Genomic DNA, 15,886 nt, shown 5'->3' on the forward strand with positions numbered 1-15,886 from the left:
AGCACAGCATGACAATGACAACAAAAAGCGTTCCCGACCTGCTCAGTGAAGTTCGCGCATTCCGCGCCCGACACCCCGATGTACGCCATGTGGACCTGATCAGCCTGGATATCCCCGGGCATTTTTATGGCAAACGCTACCCGGTGGACATGCTCGAGAAGGTCGCCGCCGGCAGCCCCCTGAAGCTGCCCCAGAACTGCGTGCTGCTGGGTGTGCAGGGTGGGCTGTTCCCAATCGGCAACTACTGCTTCGCCGACGGCGACCCGGACGCGCCGCGTCGCCTGGTGCCCGGCACCCTCAAGCCCGTGAGTTGGGAGCGCGAGCCCCTGGGGCAGATGCTCATCACCTCCGACGGCACCGCCACGCCCATCGAGTTCGAGCCCCGCGAAGTGCTCGCCCGCGTGCTACAGCGCCTGCAGCGTCGGGGCATCCGCCCGGTGGTGGCCTTCGAGCTGGAATTCTACCTGTTCGACCGTGCGCTCAAAGAAGGCCTGCCACAGTTCCCCCACGACCCGTTCAGCGACGATGCCGACGACCAGCCCAACATGCACATCGAGCGCCTATCGCGGTTCTCCGACGTGCTACGGGACATGGTCGATACAGCCAATGCCCAAGGTGTGGACGCCAACGTCATCACCGCCGAGCTCGGCCCTGGCCAGTTCGAGATCAACTTCGGCCATTGCGACGATGGCCTGCGCGCAGCCGACTGGGCGGCCATGTTCTGCCGCAGCACCCGAGGCGTTGCCCTCAAGCACGGCCTGCGCGCCTCGTTCATGAGCAAGCCCTACCTGCATGCACCGGGCAGCGGCATGCATGTGCATGTGAGCCTCTACGACGAGGCCGGCAACAACCTGCTGGCCGCCGACAGCCAGCGCCCGCTGCGCCACGCCGTGGCCGGTTGCCTGGCGCTGCTGCCGCACTGCATGCCGATCTTCGCCGCCAACCACAATGCGTTTCGCCGCTATGGCGCTATGGTCAATGCTGCCAGCCGCGCCAGCTGGGGCTTCGAGGACCGCGATGCGTGCATTCGCATCCCCGAGTCCGATGCCCGCAACCTGCGCATCGAGCATCGCCTGGCGGGGGCCGACGCCAACCCATACCTGGTGCTGGCGGCGATCCTGTGCGGCATGGAGCATGGGCTCGATGCCGCGCAGGAGCCGATCGCACCGCTCAACGAAGACCGCGACAGCGGCATCGACTTCCCCAAGGACATGCTCGCCGCCGTGGCGGCGATGCGCAGCGACCGGGCAGTGAACGAGGGGTTGGGCGAGGAGTTCGTGATGGTCTATTGCGAAAACAAGCGCCAGGACCACCTGGCGTTCATGCATGAGGTCAGTGCGCGGGAATATCGCTGGTTCCTCTGATAGGTGTGGGCTTGGTTGGGGGCGCTGCGCGCCCCTTCGCGGCACGAGGCCGCTCAGGAACACCGCAGTACCGTGTAGGAGCGGCCTTGTGCCGCGAAAGGGCTGCAACGCAGCCCCAAAGGCCCGATTGGCAACCGCTTCGTGTGCCGATTACCATGTACCCCCTCTAGCGCGGCCCTCGCCGTCTCCCCAGCCTGCCAAAGCCCCCCATGCCCTTCGAACTCACCGTAGAACCGCTCACCCTGCTGATCCTTGCCCTGGTCGCCTTCGTCGCCGGGTTCATCGACGCCATCGCCGGCGGCGGCGGGCTGCTCACCACGCCGGCGCTGCTCACCGCCGGCATGCCGCCGCACCTGGTGCTGGGCACCAACAAGCTCAGTTCCACCTTCGGCTCGGCCACCGCCGGCTTCACCTACTACCGCCGCAAGCTGTTCCACCCGGCGCAATGGCGCCCGGCGTTGCTGGGCACCCTGGTCGGCGCATTGCTCGGGGCCGTGGCGGCGCACTTCATGCCCGCCGACTGGCTGAACAAGATGCTGCCAGTGATCGTCTTCGCCTGCGGCGTCTACCTGCTGTTCGGCGGTACGCCCAAGGCACCGCTGGACGCCGACGTGCCGATCAAGAAGAAATGGCAGTTCCCGCAGGGCTTCGGCCTGGGCTTCTATGACGGCGTGGCAGGCCCAGGCACCGGGGCGTTCTGGACGGTGAGCACGTTGCTGCTCTACCCCATCGACCTGGTCCGTGCCAGCGGTGTGGCGCGCAGCATGAACTTCGTCAGCAACATCGCTGCGCTGACGGTGTTCATCGTTTCCGGGCAGGTGGACTACATCGTCGGCCTGGCCATGGGCCTGTCGGTGATGGTCGGCGCCTTCTTCGGCGCCCGCACGGCGATCAGCGGCGGCAGCAAGTTCATCCGCCCGGTGTTCATCGCCGTGGTGCTGGCCCTGACCGTGCGCCTAGTGTGGCAGCACTGGTTCGGGCAGGCCTAGGCGACGGGCCACATACAGGTCGATCAGGTAGCGGGCGATGGAGCGCCCGGCCGGCAGCGGCGGCAGGTCGTGCACATTGAACCATTGGGCGTCCTCGATCTCGTCCGGCTGCATGACGATCTCGCCGCCGGCGTACTCGGCGTGAAAGCCCAGCATCATCGAATGAGGAAACGGCCAGCACTGGCTGCCGATGTACTGGATGTTCCTGACCTCCACCGCCACTTCCTCACGCACCTCGCGCACCAGGCAGTCCTCGGCCGACTCGCCAGGCTCGGCGAAGCCGGCCAGGGTGCTGTACACGCCGGTGACGAAGCGCGGCGAGCGCGCCAGCAATACCTCGTCGCCGCGAGTAATCAACACGATCATGCTCGGCGAGATGCGCGGGTAACTGCGCAGGTCGCACGGCTGGCAGTACATCGCCCGCTCCCAGCGAATCTGAGCCATGGGCTGGCCACAGCTGCCGCAGAAACGGTGCTCGCGGGCCCAGGTGCCGATCTGCGCGGCATAGCCCAGCACCGTGTAGGTCTGCATGTCGCCTTCGAGCATGAACTGGCGCAGGCCGCGCCAGGTGCAGCCCGGCACCTGGGCAGTGGCGCGCAGCTCGAGCAGGAACACCGGCTGGCCGTCCAGGTAGCCGATGCCGTGCTCGCACAGCACGTCCAGGTCCTGGCCCTTGAGCCACTGGCGGGGGAACAGCGCGCCGTCGTCATCCACCAGGAACCCTTCCGGGCCGCGGGCGACGGCCAGGCCGCCGGTGATCTGCGGGTCGAGTACTGCGGTAGTCCAGCGTGCTGACATGTTCGGGGGTTCCTTGAAGCGCGTCCCCCGGCCCGGTCAGTCGGCGAACGTCGGTTTCTGTTTGCTCATGTGGGCCGCGATGGCGACCCGCAGGTCTTCGGACTGCAACATGGCGGCGTTCCAGGTGGCGATGTACTCCAGGCCATCGTCGATGCGATGGTCGCGCATGTAGTTGAGCATCTGCTTGGTGCCGCCCACGGCAATCGGCGATTTTTGCGCAATTTGCGCCGCCAAGGCAAAGACTCCGTCGAGCAGCGCAGCCTGATCGTCGAACACCCGGTTGACCAGCCCGATCCGCTGGGCCTCGGCCGCCGCCACGTTGCGACCGGTATAGGCCATCTCACGCATCACGCCATCGCCGATGATACGCGGCAAACGTTGCAAGGTGCCGACATCCGCCGCCATGCCCATGTCGATTTCCTTGATCGAGAACTGTGCGTCCGCGCTGCAATAGCGCATGTCGCAAGCCGAAACCAAGTCGATCGCCCCGCCCAGGCAATAACCCTGGATCGCCGCCAGCACCGGCTTGCGGCAGTTGTCCACGGCATTGAACGACGCCTGCAGGCCGAGGATGGTACGCCGCAGCAGGCGTGCGTTGCGGCCCACGTCCTTGCCCATCTGCCCGGCCAGCTGGGCCAGCAAGGCCAAGTCGATACCGGCGGAGAAATGCTTGCCGGCGGCGCTGAGCACCACCACGCGCACCGCGTCGGTGTCGTCGACCCACTGGAAGATGTCGCGGATCTCCTGCCAGAAATCGGCATTCATCGCATTGAGTTTTTCCGGGCGGTTGATCTGCACATGGGCGATGTTATCGGTCAGTTCAACCTTGAACGCGCGATACTCGGTCACGGATGGCACTCCTTACGTAACAATATTCACGCAGCGGACTATAACGCACCCACAAGGCCGCGCTTTTGCCAAAAGCGGGACTGAACGCCTTGCACCCAACGCGCGCATCGGGCACTTTGCGCCACTGCTGAATCATAAGGATACAAATTCATGTCCCGTTCCCTGACCGGCGCCTTCGCCCGCGGTTTCCTGGGCCACTCGCCGCTCTGGTACAAGGCGGTCATCTGCCTGTTCCTGGTGCTCAACCCTCTGTTGCTGACCACCCTCGGCCCGGTGGTCACCGGCTGGGTGCTGGTGATCGAATTCATCTTCACCCTGGCGATGGCGCTCAAGTGTTACCCGTTGATGCCGGGCGGCCTCCTGCTGGTCGAAGCGCTGTTGCTGAAGATGACCACGCCTGAAGCACTCTATGAGGAATTGCTGCACAACTTCCCGGTGATCCTGCTGCTGATGTTCATGGTGGCCGGCATCCACTTCATGAAGGAGCTGTTGCTGTTCCTGTTTTCCAAGATCCTCCTGGGCGTGCGCTCCAAGGCGGTCCTGTCGTTGCTGTTCTGCGTGCTGTCGGCCTTTCTCTCGGCATTCCTCGATGCGCTGACGGTGACGGCGGTGATCATCAGCGCCGCGGTTGGTTTCTATGCGGTCTACCACCGCGTCGCCTCAGGGGCCAACCCGCGTGAGGATTCGCAGCTGGACAGCGACCATGAGGTCGCCCAGCTGCACCGCGAAGACCTGGACCAGTTCCGCGCCTTCCTGCGCAGCCTGTTGATGCATGGCGCCGTGGGCACGGCCCTGGGGGGCGTCTGCACCTTGGTTGGCGAGCCACAGAACCTGCTGATCGGCCATGAAATGAGCTGGCACTTCGGCGAGTTCTTCTTCAAGGTCGCGCCGGTGTCGATGCCGGTGCTGGCCGCAGGCCTGGTGACCTGCGTACTGCTGGAAAAGCTGCGCCTGTTCGGCTACGGCACCCTGATGCCCGAACGCGTGCGCCAGGTGCTGGCCCGATATGCCGCCGAGGACGACGCAGCACGCACCCAGGCCCAACGCGTGGCCCTGCTGGTGCAGGGCATTGCCGCACTGATCCTGATCGTCTGCCTGGGCCTGCACGTCGCCGAAGTGGGCCTGATCGGCCTGCTGGTGATCGTGCTGATCACCGCATTCACCGGCATCACCGATGAACACCGCCTGGGCCGCGCCTTCCAGGACGCCATGCCGTTCACCGCGCTGCTGGTGGTGTTCTTCGCCGTGGTGGCGGTGATCCATGAACAACAGCTGTTCCATCCACTGATCACTTGGGTCCTGGCCCTGCCCGCCGAACAGCAGCCAGGCATGCTGTACCTGGCCAACGGCCTGCTGTCGGCGATCAGCGACAATGTGTTCGTCGCCACCATCTATATCACCGAGGTCAAGCAGGCCTTCCTCGAGGGCGCCATGAACCGCGAGCATTTCGCGACGCTGGCGGTGGCGATCAACACCGGCACCAACCTGCCCAGCGTGGCCACGCCCAACGGGCAGGCGGCGTTCCTGTTCCTGCTGACCTCGGCGATCGCGCCGCTGGTGCGGTTGTCCTATGGGCGGATGGTGTGGATGGCGTTGCCCTATACCGTGGTCATGGGCGGACTGGGGTGGTGGGCGGTGACCTACTGGCTCTGAGGAACGCTCCTACATTGCCCCGTGCATGCCTTGGCATATGCGCACGACTCGATCAGCTTTCGGTGCGCCCCGTCCCTTCCCGGTCGCCCGCGTAATGCCGGGCGAGCGGGAACGCCGGCAACCACCCTTCACGCCGAACGGTCCAGCTTTCATAGGTCGGCGTGAACTGGTCCGGCGCATCCAGCGCGCCCAGGTGGAGCTCCACCTCGTCCCCGCTTCGCGAAAACACCGACGACCCGCAGCGCGGGCAGAAAAACCGCCCGGCATAGTCGCCCGTCCGCCCTTCGACCTTCACCGCCTTTTCAGGAAAAATCGCCGACGCGTGAAACAGTGCCCCGTGGTGCTTGCGGCAATCGAGGCAATGACAAATCCCTACCCTGTAAGGCTCCCCCGAAGCCTCGAAACGAACCTGGCCGCAAAGGCAACCGCCTGTGAACAGGTGCATATCCGACCTCCTTTCGCCGTGATCTTGACGTCAATGAAAGGATAGCCCTACGCCTGTACCTTCCCTGTCGACGTCACGCGAAACCGTCTGGAACCCCCGTACCATACGGCTTTTAGCCATCATGCATTTCAGAAAAATAACAAAAATGTAATTTACATTTATTTGCGAGTCGTTATCATTCGCTAAAAATTCGTCAGGGAGTTCGTTCAGGATGATTCGACCCTCACCCATACTGGCAAGGCTAAGGAATGGCGAAAACGCCTATGGCCTGCTCAATTCCGTCCCCTCTCCCTGGCTCTGCGAAATGATCGCCCTCGCCGGCTATCACTTCCTCATCCTCGACATGGAACACCTGCTGCGCGCCGGCGACGAACTGATGCACTGCGTGCGGGCCTGCGAGTCTGCCGGGGTATCGCCCTGGCTGCGCGTTCCCGAGGTCGACCCCAAGCTGATCGGTCGCGCCCTCGATGCCGGTGTCGAGGCGGTGGTACTGCCCCGGGTGGAAAGCGCGGCCGAGGTCGCCCGCGCCGTCGAGGCTGCATTCTTTCCGCCCCTGGGGCGTCGCGGCATCACTGGTGGCCGGGTGACCGGCTTCGGCCGCCTGCCCCTGCCCCACTACATCGAGCAGGCCAACCAGGCCTGCCCCATCGTGCCGATGATCGAAAGCGCCGCCGGTCTGCGCGCATTGCCCGACATCCTCCAGTTGCCCGGCATCGGCATGGTCCTGGAAGGCGCACTGGACCTTGCCCTGGACCTGCAGCTGGGCCCCGACCCCCTGCATCCGCAGGTCTGGCAGGCCTTGCAGGAGGTGGCCAGTGCCTGCCAGCAAGCCGGCGTCCCGTTCTGCGCCAACCCGCGTACCCCGGAGCAGCATCGCCATTGGCAAGCCCTGGGTATCCGCAGCTACCTGGCCGGCGAAGACCGCGGCCTGCTGCACGGCGCCTTGAAAAAGCGCCTGGCCGAGCTGCAACCCACCACCTGATCCTTTCCAGCCACAAGCAGTTGCCAGTACGAATGAAAACAACAAGCCATCTACTCGCTCTCCCCCTCAGCCTGCTCGCAGTCGGTATCGCTCATGCCGCGGAGCAAGACGATCCGATCGTCGTCGAACCGATGGTCATCAAGGGCGATGTCCTGGGCAAGGCCAGCGCGCCGGAAGTGCTCACCTACAGCGGCAGCCGCAGCGTCGTCGACGAGCAGGACCTGAAGAAAGGCAGCGTGCGCGGCCTGGACGAGAGCCGCAGCGGCCGTATCCAGGCACTGTCCGACGGTATCCCGGGCGCACGGTCACGCTCGGCGTGAACTACCGCTTCTAACCCACGCCCTTTCCCGTACCACCCCACAGCCGTCCGCTCCCCGCGGAGGGACGGCTGCCGCCCATTCGGAGGCCAGCATGCAACGACCGCTCGTGATCCTCACCCACATCGCCCACCCCGCCATCACCGAAGGTTTCCTGCCCGCGGCCCTGGCCCGGGACCTGCCGGTGGTACTGGTCACCGACCACGCCCAGCAGCACCGCCGCCTGCTGGCCAATGTCGGCTACCCGGCCGAGCGCCTGCAGATCCATGAGTGCGACGTGTTCAACCCGCTCGCGGTGATCGAGCTGGTCAATGCCCACGGCTGGGCGCCCCGGGCGGTGTTCTCCAACAGCGACCACCTGCAGACCGCCACCGCCCTGGTGGCCGAGGCTTTCGGCTGCCCCGGCAAGGACTGGCACCTGTGCCACGCTGCCAAGAACAAGGCCGCGATGCGCCAGCGCCTGCAGCAGCTCGGCCTGCCCAGCCCCTGGTTCCATGTCCTCACCCCAGGCGCGGCGCTGCCCGCCGATGCCTGCTACCCGCTGGTGGCCAAACCACGGGAAGGCGTTGCCAGCCTCGATGTACAGCTGTGCCGCAGTGCCAATGAGCTCAGCGCCTACTGCACGCGTTTCTGGCAACTCAACCCGGGCCGCGCGCTGCTGCTGGAAGCCTACCTGGAGGGTCCCCTGTTCACCCTCGAGACCCTCGGTGACGGCCAGCGCCTGAGGGCGATCGGCGGCTTCGATGTGAGCCTGTCCGAGCCCCCGTACTTCGTCGAGCTGGCCGCCCGCTGGAACGGCCCCCTGGGCCAGGCCCACCGTGCCGCAGCACTGGCCCAGGTGGCCGCGTTCGGCATCAATTTCGGGGTCTGCCACAGCGAGTTCATCCTCACCGCCCACGGCCCGGTGCTGGTGGAGATCAACTACCGCAGCATCGGCGACGGCCGCGAGTTCCTGCTCGAGCGCCTGCTACCGCAAGGCTGGTTCGACCGCATCCTGGCCCTGCATTTGGGCGAGGCCCTCGCCGAACCCCAACCTGGCGACAACCATGCCCTGGTGCACTACTTGGTAGCTGAACGCTCCGGACACCTGCGCGAGGCGCCCGGCAGCTTCCAGGACGAAGGTGACGGCCATTGGCACGACTATCGCGCCCTGCACCAGGCCGGTGATGACATTCGCCTGAGCAACTCCAACAAGGACTACATCGGCGTGCTGCGCCTGATCGAGCGCGACGATGCCCGCCTCCAGGCCCGCCTGCAGGCCACCCTGGCCGACCTGCGCTGGGTGATCGCATGAATGCCGCCCAAGCCTGCACCGACCAGGCAGCCATCGGCCAACGCATCATCGACTGCTTCCTGCGCGAGGACATCCGCGGCCTGGTCACTCAGGGCCGCCTCGGCCCGCTGCCCACGGCGCTGGCCGCACATGCACGGGCGCAACCCTGCGACACCTGGCTGCAGGTCAGCCACTTGGACATCGGCGAGCTCTGGCTGCCCGTGCGCCGGGGAGCAGCGCTGCAGGCCTGGAGCGCGGTCGGCGACGCCTGGCTGCGCGAGCAGGCTGGCCAGGTTCTGCACGAGCGTGGCCACGCGGCCTGGCTGGCCCTGATGAGCCAGGGGCTGGACGACGAGAGCCTGGCGCTGTTCCGCGCCTACGGCGAGGAGGCCGACTGCGCCGTGTCGCACCGCACCCTGTGCCGACAGGCTCGCGCGGAGCAAGGCACGCACCCGGCCGCGTTGCTCGATGCACCGACCTGGGATGCACGCCTGCTGGAAATCGACCGCCTGGCCAGCTACCTCGACCACCCGTTCTACCCCACCGCCCGCGCCAAGAGCGGCTTCGACCAGGACGCCCTGCAACGCTACGCGCCCGAGTTCGCCCCACGCTTGCAATTGAACTGGCTGGCCGTGCCTCAGGGCGACCTGGCGCTGACCTGCGCCCCACCCGCGCATTGGCCAAGCTTCGCCGAGGTGGGCCTGGCCCCGGCCCTGGCCCATACCCACGCGTTGCTGCCAGTACACCCGATGACCTGGCCGGAGCTCGAGCGCCATGGCCTGCCGGACGGCGCCGTGCGTGCCCCGGCCCCTGCGCTGTGGGTGCAGCCGACCCTCTCGGTGCGTACCGTCGCCTGTGTCGACCAGCCGCGCTGGCACATCAAGCTGCCGCTGCTGGTACGCACCCTGGGGGCCCGCAACCTGCGCCTGATCAAGCCCAGCACCCTGTATGACGGCCATGCCTTCCAATGCATCCTGCAGGCCCTGGCCGAGCGCGACCCGGCCCTGGCCGGCCGCTACCGGCACGTCGACGAACTGCATGGCGGCCACGTCGGCGAGCACAAGCACCTGGCCTATATCGTGCGCCACTACCCAGAAGGGCTGGAGCAGACCACCCTGGTACCGGTGGCGGCCCTGGCCAGCCCGCTGGAGGACGGCCGGCTGTTCGTCCAGGCCCTGGCCGAGCGCTTCCATGGCGGCGACCTGCTGGCCTGGCTGGACCAGTACCTGGATCTGCTGCTGCAGGTGCACCTGCGCCTGTGGCTGCGCTACGGCATCGCCCTGGAAGCCAACCAGCAGAACGCCGTGCTGATGTTCCAGGCGGGCCAGCCCCTGCGCCTGCTGATGAAGGACAACGACGCCGCACGCCTGTGGCCGCACCGTTTCCTGGCCACCTGCCCAGACCTGGCCGAACGCTGCCAGGGCCTGCGCGACGAACGCATCCGTGTGGAGCGTTTCGAGCCGCTGGCGGAGATGTTCACCACCATCACCCTGCAATTGAACATCGTCGCCCCCCTTGAGGCCATCGCCGAAGCCGGGCTGGCCCCGCGCCAGGCGTTGTACCAGCGCCTGCGCGAGCGCCTGCACGCCTGCCTGGAACAGCTCGAAGGCGAAGGCCTGGACTGCGGCGAGGCACGCCGCTTCCTGCTCGACAGCCCCTACCTGCCGGTCAAGTACCTGCTCAGTGCCGGCAGCCTGTTCAGCAAGGCCTGGTCCGGGGCCCAGGACATCAACAAGTTCTATGGCTACAGCGCCCGGAACTTCCTGCTGGAGGGCCCGACATGTCCCGACGCCTGATGTTCAGCGTGCTGCTGGGGCACTACCTGTCGGCGTTCACCGCCCTGGGCGTGCCCCTGTACCTGCCACGCATCCTTGCCGACCTGGCGCCGGACGCACCGGGCTGGAGCATCGGCGTGCTGTTCGTCCTGCCCACGCTGTGCACCGCCCTGGCGGCGCCGATCTGGGGCCGCTTGGCGGATCGCCACGGTTGCCGGCTGTCGCTGCTGCGCGCCCATGCCGGACTGGCCGCAGGCTTCCTGCTCGCGGGCCTGAGCCCGAACCTTGCGGTGTTCGCCCTGGCCCTGGTGATCCAGGGCACCTTCGGCGGCGCCATGGCGGCCTCCAATGCCTACCTGGCCACACAGCTCAACGACGGCAATCTGTCGCGCGCCCTGAACTGGACCCAGTACTCGGCGCGCCTGGCGATGATCAGCGGGCCGATCCTGCTCGGCCTGCTCACCGCCAGCGGCATGGGCCAGGAGCTGTACCGTGTGCTGGCCTGGCTGCCGCTGCTGGCGTTCGTGCTGATCCTGCCGCTGCCCGACGACCGCGGCCAGGCCAAGGCGCGCAAGAAAGCCGGCGACACTGGCAGCGAGCTGCCCCAGGACTTGCCGCGCCTGCTGGTGGTGCAGTTCCTGTTCTGCTTCGCCATGGTCGTCACCTTCCCCTACTTCGTGCCCTACGGCGAAGCCCTGGGGGTGCGCAACGATGCCCTGATCGGCCTGCTCTACGCCCTGCCGCACCTGGTCTACCTGGTCGCCCTGCCGTGGTTCCAGCGCCATGAAAGCAACTTGCTGCTGCCGGGGCTTGCGCTGTTCGCCCTGGGCAACGTGCTGCAGTTCGGCGCCAGCGACCCGTGGCTGCTGTTCGCCTGGCGCCTGCTCGGCGGGCTGGGCATGTTGCTCGCCTTCATCGGCCTGCACCGCTGCCTCAGCCAGCGGCGCAACCAGGGCAGTGCCGGGCGCCTGTTCGCCTGGTTCGACTCCAGTGGCAAATGGGCCGGCGCCGCCGCCGGCGTGGTGGCGGGGCTGGTCAGCCAACGCCTTGGCATCGCTTCACCGTTCCTGGTCGCCAGCCTCGCCGCATTCGCCGCGCTGCTGCTGGCCCGCCCTCTACTTGTCGCTCAACGGGAGATCACCGCATGACCCTGGCCACCGATTACCCATCCCTGCACGAACACGCCCTGGCCGGTGACGCCCAGCGTCACGCCATCGAGTGCCTGCTCAACTGCTACCTGCGCGAATACGCCCTGCCCCGTGGCGAGGCCTGCCTCGACGCCCAGGGCCAGGATCTGCCCATGAGCCTGCGCCAGCTCGCCGGCCAGCGCATCTGCATCACCCTGCCAGGCGGGCGCCTGGCCCTGGCCGCCGACCGCACCAGCGTGCTGGGGCGCTGCCGCTTCACCAGCGCCCCCTACTTCAAGGGCAACGGCCACGGCTGGCGCCCCCTGGGCGCCCTGGAGCTGGCCCAGTTGCTGCTGGCGCCTTTGACCTGCGCCGAGCGTCACGGCGAACTGATGCAGCAGATCAACAACAGCCTGAACATCACCCAGACCTTCCTGCGTCATGCCGTGCCGGCCCACCGTCAGCCCGCCGACAGCCTGCTGCGCTCAGAGCAGCACCAGGTATGGGGCCATGCCCTGCACCCCACCCCCAAGAGCCGTGAAGGTGTAGGCCTGGACGACCTGCTGGCCTGCTCGCCGGAAGTGGGCGCACAGTTCTCGCTGCACTGGTTCGAAGTGGCCCCCTCCCTGGTGCGCCACCTGGGCGAAGACCCACGCCCGACCCTGCGCCAGCTCTGCGGCGAGGACAACCTCTACCCCTGCCACCCGTGGGAGGTGGAGCGCATCCTGGCCAACCCGCTGGTGCAGCGGGCCATGGCCCAGGGCCTGATGACCTACAAGGGCGCACGCGGCGTACCGCTGTACCCGACCTCCTCGGTGCGCACCCTCTACCACCCGGAGCTGGCCTACTTCCTCAAGTTCTCGGTGCACGTGCGCCTGACCAACTGCATCCGCAAGAATGCCTGGTACGAGCTCGACAGCGCCGTCGCCCTGACCCACCTGCTGCAACCGGCCATGGCCGACCTGGCCGTCCACCAGCCCGGCTTCGCCCTGATGCCGGAACCGGCGGCCAGCACCCTTGATCTGAGCGCCTTGGGCAGCGCCGAAGAGGCCCGCGAGGTGACCGAATGCTTCGGCATTCTCTATCGCAGCAACTTCGATGCCGCCAGCCGCGAGGCCTTCCAGCCGCAAGTGGCCATGGCCCTGTTCACCTGGGGCCTGGATGGCCACGGCATGTGCGCCTCGCGCCTGCGCCAGTGCGCCGCCCGCCTGGGCCTGAGCCGCGAGGAAGCCGCCGCCCTGTGGCTGGAGCGTTATGCCGGGCTGTTGCTCGGCGGCGTATTGCATTGCCTGTACCGCCAAGGCGTGGTGCTTGAGCCGCACCTGCAGAACACCTTGCTGGGCTTCGACGAGGACGGCCTGCCGTGCCGGGTGTGGGTACGCGACCTGGAAGGTACCAAGCTGGTGGCCGGGCACTGGCCCGAGCAACGCCTGGCCGACCTCGACGAGCGCACCCGCGCCTCGCTGTACTACAGCCCGGAAAAAGCCTGGAAACGTGTTGCCTACTGCGCGCTGGTCAACAACCTGGGCGAGGCCCTGTTCCACCTCGCCGACGGCGACGCGGCGCTGGAGAAACGCCTGTGGACCCAGCTCGGCCAGCAACTGCAAGCGCAGTGCGAACACCTGGGCAACCCGGCCGAACTCAGCGAGCTGTGTGCCGGCGCCACCCTGCCCAGCAAGGAGAACTTCATGACCCGGCTGCTGCAGCGCGCCGACCGCGAAGCCGGCTACACCGCCCTGCCCAACCCCCTCTTCCACGGAGCACGCGCATGACCCTGCCACCGCGTATCAGCCATGCCCTCGCCAACCTGCGCCGCGAGCAGCAGGAACCCATCTGCGCCTACCTCTACGACCTGCCCGCCCTGCGCGAGCGGGTGCGCGACATGCGCGCCGCGCTGCCGGGCAACTGCGAGCTGTTCTATGCTGCCAAGGCCAACCCGGAGGCCGCGGTGCTGCGCACCCTGGCGCCTTTGGTCGATGGCTTCGAGGCAGCGTCCGGCGGCGAGCTGGCCTGGCTGCGCCAGCACTGCCCCGAGCACCCGCTGATCTTCGGCGGCCCCGGCAAACTGGAAAGCGAGCTGGAAGCCGCCCTGGCCGGCAACCTCGACGCCTTCCATGTGGAAAGCCTGCACGAGTTGCGCCGCCTGGCGGCCCTGGCCCGAAGGACCGGGCAAGCCATTCCGTTGTTGCTGCGCCTGAACCTGAAACTCGACGAAGCCCCTGACAGCCGCCTGGTGATGGGCGGCAAACCGACCCCCTTCGGCCTGGATGAAGAGGCGCTCGACCAGGCCCTGGCCGTGCTGCGCGAAGAACCGTTGCTCACCCTCAAGGGGCTGCACTTCCACCTGCTCTCCCACCAGCTCGACGTGGCAGCCCACCTGCAGTTGATCCGCGCCTACTGCCGCACCTTCCGCCGCATCGCCCAGGACGCTCAGTTGCCGCTCACGCTGCTGAACGTCGGGGGCGGCATGGGCATCGACTACCGGGACCCGCACGGCTCCTTCGACTGGCCAGGCTTCTGCGATGCCCTGCACCAGGTGGTGGCCGAGGAAGGCATGGCGGATGTGCGCCTGCGGTTCGAAATCGGCCGCTACATCGCCGCGCCCTGTGGCTACTACGCCATGGAAGTGCTGGACATCAAGCGCAACCACGGCGAGTACTTCGCCATCGCCCGCGGCGGTACCCACCATTTCCGCACCCCGGCAGCCCAGGGGCACGACCACCCGTTCGTGGTGGTGCGGGGCGACCAGTGCGCGGAAATAGAGGAACAGACCGTCACCCTGGTCGGCCAGTTGTGCACGCCCAAGGACGTGCTGGCCCGTCGCCAGCCGATCCCGGCACTGGCGGTCGGCGACCTGCTGGTGTTCACCCTGGCCGGCGCCTATGCCTGGAATATCTCCCACCGCGATTTCCTCATGCACGCACCGCCGCGCATGGTCTTCCTGGAGGGTTGACCAGGCCGGCTATTTCGTCGGGCGGCTTTGAACGAAAGTCGCCGCGACCGGTCCATAGGACACATCACAACACTCGCCCCTGGAGGCGTTTAAATCATGAAGAAAACCCTGGCTGCCGTGGCTGCTTTTGCACTGGTATTGGGCACCACAGCCTTCCTGCCTGCTGAGATGTCACCGATCGCATCGGCTTATGCCAAAGGCGGTGGTGGCGGCGGTGGCGGTGGTGGTGGCCACGGCGGCGGCGGTGGTCATGGCGGCGGCCACGGTGGTGGACACGGCGGCGGCCTGGGCGCTGGGCATGGTGACGGTGGCCTGGGCCTGGGCAAATCCGACGGGCATGCCGGCAAGGCGTCTCGTGACCACGGCCTGAGCGGCAACCACTATGGTCAGGACCGTAACGACAGCAAAGGCCACGGTACTGCCACCTCGGGCATCGCCCAGTCGAAAGACACCCGCGGCCTGACCAAAGCCACTGCGATCTCCGGCACCACGCCGGGTACGCACAACAGCAAAGGGCTGTCGAACGCAGTGGACTCTTCCACCAAGAACGACCGCTAAGGCCAGAGGCCTGCTCGACAAAGCCGCACCTGACAAAGGTGCGGTTTTTTTTGCACTGGGCCACCGGGCCCAATCGCCGGCCCCCCGGCGCCCCCCGGGCTGGGGGGGCGCCGGGGGGCCGGCGCTTGGGCGGTCCTGCCGCCGCCCTGCGTCCTTACCGGCGCTAGTCGAACGACCCGGTCCGCACCTCCCCGCTGCGCACATAGCGGCTGATGAGCACGCCGCTCGGCGTCGCGGTCGAGTCTGCCAGGGTAAAGGCTGCCGGCTGGGCATCGTCGCCAAACAGGCGCTTGCCCGCGCCCAGCAGGATCGGGTGGACCATCAGCAGCAACTCATCCACCAGCCCCGCCGCCAGCAGCTGCTGCACCAGTTCACTGCTGCCCTGGGTCAGCAAACGGTCGCCCGCTTGCAGCTTGAGCGCGCCCACGGCCTCCCGGACATCGCCCTGCAACCCATGGCTGTTGTGCCATTCCAGGGTTGCGGGGTGATGGGTGGCCACATGCTTGGGGATACGGTTGAACACCTCGGCGATCATGTGATCGCTCGATTCGGCGCCGATACGGGGCCAGTAACCGGCGAAGATGTCGTAGGTGCGCCGCCCCAGCAGCAGCTCGAACGGCTCGGCGAACAACGCATCGATGGCCTGGCCGAAGGCCTGGTCGGCATAGGGCACGAGCCAGCCGCCGAAACGGAACCCGCCGCTCAGGTCTTCGCTCGGACCGCCAGGGGCCTGCATGACGCCGTCGAGCGAAACGAATGCGGCAACGATGAGCTTGCGCATGGTGTGATCTCCAGTTCTGGGC

General features: G+C 67.0%; 14 protein-coding genes and 1 pseudogene. 11 read left to right on the forward strand and 4 right to left on the reverse strand.

Annotated elements, in window-relative coordinates; all coding sequences use genetic code 11:
• Positions 1–8 precede the first annotated feature (8 nt).
• Both ACNFCI_RS13230 and ACNFCI_RS13235 read left to right on the forward strand, forming a co-directional pair.
• Entirely contained in the window at positions 9–1,364 is a 1,356-nt protein-coding gene (locus tag ACNFCI_RS13230; protein ID WP_416768014.1) for a glutamine synthetase family protein, read from the forward strand.
• 209 nt (positions 1,365–1,573) lie between these two features.
• Positions 1,574–2,353 (forward strand): TSUP family transporter, encoded by a 780-nt coding sequence (locus ACNFCI_RS13235; RefSeq protein WP_084855724.1) that lies wholly within the window; start codon positions 1,574–1,576, stop codon positions 2,351–2,353.
• On the opposite strand, the gene nudC is transcribed toward ACNFCI_RS13235, so the two are convergent.
• Positions 2,321–3,151 (reverse strand): NAD(+) diphosphatase, encoded by an 831-nt coding sequence (nudC, locus tag ACNFCI_RS13240; protein ID WP_084855725.1) that lies wholly within the window; start codon positions 3,149–3,151, stop codon positions 2,321–2,323. The genes ACNFCI_RS13235 and nudC overlap by 33 nt on opposite strands.
• A 36-nt stretch (positions 3,152–3,187) precedes the next feature.
• Positions 3,188–4,000 carry a crotonase/enoyl-CoA hydratase family protein gene (locus ACNFCI_RS13245; RefSeq protein WP_084855726.1) on the reverse strand — a complete coding sequence of 271 codons (813 nt, stop codon included), beginning with the start codon at positions 3,998–4,000 and terminating at the stop codon, positions 3,188–3,190.
• Positions 4,001–4,150: 150 nt separating this feature from the next.
• On the opposite strand from ACNFCI_RS13245, the gene nhaB reads away from it, so the two are divergent.
• The gene (nhaB, locus tag ACNFCI_RS13250) at positions 4,151–5,653 is read left to right on the forward strand and encodes a sodium/proton antiporter NhaB (RefSeq protein WP_368829145.1); all 1,503 of its coding nucleotides are present in this window, start codon (positions 4,151–4,153) and stop codon (positions 5,651–5,653) included.
• 52 nt (positions 5,654–5,705) lie between these two features.
• Here the strand turns inward: nhaB and ACNFCI_RS13255 are convergent, their stop codons facing one another.
• Positions 5,706–6,098, reverse strand: a complete 393-nt coding sequence (locus ACNFCI_RS13255) for a GFA family protein (protein WP_084855728.1) — start codon at positions 6,096–6,098, stop codon at positions 5,706–5,708.
• A gap of 211 nt (positions 6,099–6,309) precedes the next feature.
• On the opposite strand from ACNFCI_RS13255, the gene ACNFCI_RS13260 reads away from it, so the two are divergent.
• The 8 genes and pseudogenes from ACNFCI_RS13260 to ACNFCI_RS13295 form a co-directional block, all read left to right on the forward strand.
• Complete coding sequence (locus ACNFCI_RS13260) at positions 6,310–7,080, forward strand: HpcH/HpaI aldolase family protein (protein WP_084855729.1); 771 nt, start codon at positions 6,310–6,312, stop codon at positions 7,078–7,080.
• 32 nt (positions 7,081–7,112) lie between these two features.
• Positions 7,113–7,400 carry a hypothetical protein gene (locus ACNFCI_RS13265; protein WP_367302687.1) on the forward strand — a complete coding sequence of 96 codons (288 nt, stop codon included), beginning with the start codon at positions 7,113–7,115 and terminating at the stop codon, positions 7,398–7,400.
• Between the two features lie 91 nt (positions 7,401–7,491).
• Positions 7,492–8,691: an ATP-grasp domain-containing protein gene (locus tag ACNFCI_RS13270; protein ID WP_084855730.1), complete on the forward strand. Its 1,200-nt coding sequence runs from the start codon at positions 7,492–7,494 to the stop codon at positions 8,689–8,691.
• Positions 8,688–10,466: an IucA/IucC family protein gene (locus ACNFCI_RS13275; protein WP_368829146.1), complete on the forward strand. Its 1,779-nt coding sequence runs from the start codon at positions 8,688–8,690 to the stop codon at positions 10,464–10,466. Before ACNFCI_RS13270 ends, ACNFCI_RS13275 begins: the two co-directional genes overlap by 4 nt.
• Positions 10,451–11,593 (forward strand): MFS transporter, encoded by a 1,143-nt coding sequence (locus ACNFCI_RS13280; protein WP_084855732.1) that lies wholly within the window; start codon positions 10,451–10,453, stop codon positions 11,591–11,593. The genes ACNFCI_RS13275 and ACNFCI_RS13280 overlap by 16 nt, the downstream gene beginning before the upstream one ends.
• A complete protein-coding gene (locus ACNFCI_RS13285; RefSeq protein WP_368829147.1) occupies positions 11,590–13,344 on the forward strand; it encodes an IucA/IucC family siderophore biosynthesis protein in 1,755 nt (584 codons plus the stop codon). The genes ACNFCI_RS13280 and ACNFCI_RS13285 overlap by 4 nt, the downstream gene beginning before the upstream one ends.
• On the forward strand, positions 13,341–14,525 hold the full coding sequence (locus ACNFCI_RS13290; protein ID WP_368829148.1) for a type III PLP-dependent enzyme: 1,185 nt from the start codon (positions 13,341–13,343) through the stop codon (positions 14,523–14,525). The genes ACNFCI_RS13285 and ACNFCI_RS13290 overlap by 4 nt, the downstream gene beginning before the upstream one ends.
• A gap of 396 nt (positions 14,526–14,921) precedes the next feature.
• A pseudogene (locus tag ACNFCI_RS13295) lies at positions 14,922–15,083 on the forward strand (hypothetical protein); the annotation flags it as partial.
• Between the two features lie 163 nt (positions 15,084–15,246).
• Here ACNFCI_RS13295 and ACNFCI_RS13300 read toward each other — a convergent pair.
• Complete coding sequence (locus tag ACNFCI_RS13300; RefSeq protein WP_368829149.1) at positions 15,247–15,864, reverse strand: dihydrofolate reductase family protein; 618 nt, start codon at positions 15,862–15,864, stop codon at positions 15,247–15,249.
• Between the last annotated feature and the right edge of the window lie 22 nt (positions 15,865–15,886).

It is taken from the genome of Pseudomonas sp. NY15356 (assembly GCF_048068175.1).
Lineage (GTDB): Bacteria > Pseudomonadota > Gammaproteobacteria > Pseudomonadales > Pseudomonadaceae > Aquipseudomonas > Aquipseudomonas putida_K.

Coding starts and splice junctions, on each gene's coding strand:
- ACNFCI_RS13230 (WP_416768014.1), top strand. CDS start 9: ATGACAATGACAACAAAAAGCGTTCCCGACCTGCTCAGTGAAGTTCGC.
- ACNFCI_RS13285 (WP_368829147.1), top strand. CDS start 11,590: ATGACCCTGGCCACCGATTACCCATCCCTGCACGAACACGCCCTGGCC.
- nhaB (WP_368829145.1), top strand. CDS start 4,151: ATGTCCCGTTCCCTGACCGGCGCCTTCGCCCGCGGTTTCCTGGGCCAC.
- ACNFCI_RS13260 (WP_084855729.1), top strand. CDS start 6,310: ATGATTCGACCCTCACCCATACTGGCAAGGCTAAGGAATGGCGAAAAC.
- ACNFCI_RS13290 (WP_368829148.1), top strand. CDS start 13,341: ATGACCCTGCCACCGCGTATCAGCCATGCCCTCGCCAACCTGCGCCGC.
- ACNFCI_RS13280 (WP_084855732.1), top strand. CDS start 10,451: ATGTCCCGACGCCTGATGTTCAGCGTGCTGCTGGGGCACTACCTGTCG.
- ACNFCI_RS13270 (WP_084855730.1), top strand. CDS start 7,492: ATGCAACGACCGCTCGTGATCCTCACCCACATCGCCCACCCCGCCATC.
- nudC (WP_084855725.1), bottom strand. CDS start 3,151: ATGTCAGCACGCTGGACTACCGCAGTACTCGACCCGCAGATCACCGGC.
- ACNFCI_RS13255 (WP_084855728.1), bottom strand. CDS start 6,098: ATGCACCTGTTCACAGGCGGTTGCCTTTGCGGCCAGGTTCGTTTCGAG.
- ACNFCI_RS13265 (WP_367302687.1), top strand. CDS start 7,113: ATGAAAACAACAAGCCATCTACTCGCTCTCCCCCTCAGCCTGCTCGCA.
- ACNFCI_RS13300 (WP_368829149.1), bottom strand. CDS start 15,864: ATGCGCAAGCTCATCGTTGCCGCATTCGTTTCGCTCGACGGCGTCATG.
- ACNFCI_RS13235 (WP_084855724.1), top strand. CDS start 1,574: ATGCCCTTCGAACTCACCGTAGAACCGCTCACCCTGCTGATCCTTGCC.
- ACNFCI_RS13275 (WP_368829146.1), top strand. CDS start 8,688: ATGAATGCCGCCCAAGCCTGCACCGACCAGGCAGCCATCGGCCAACGC.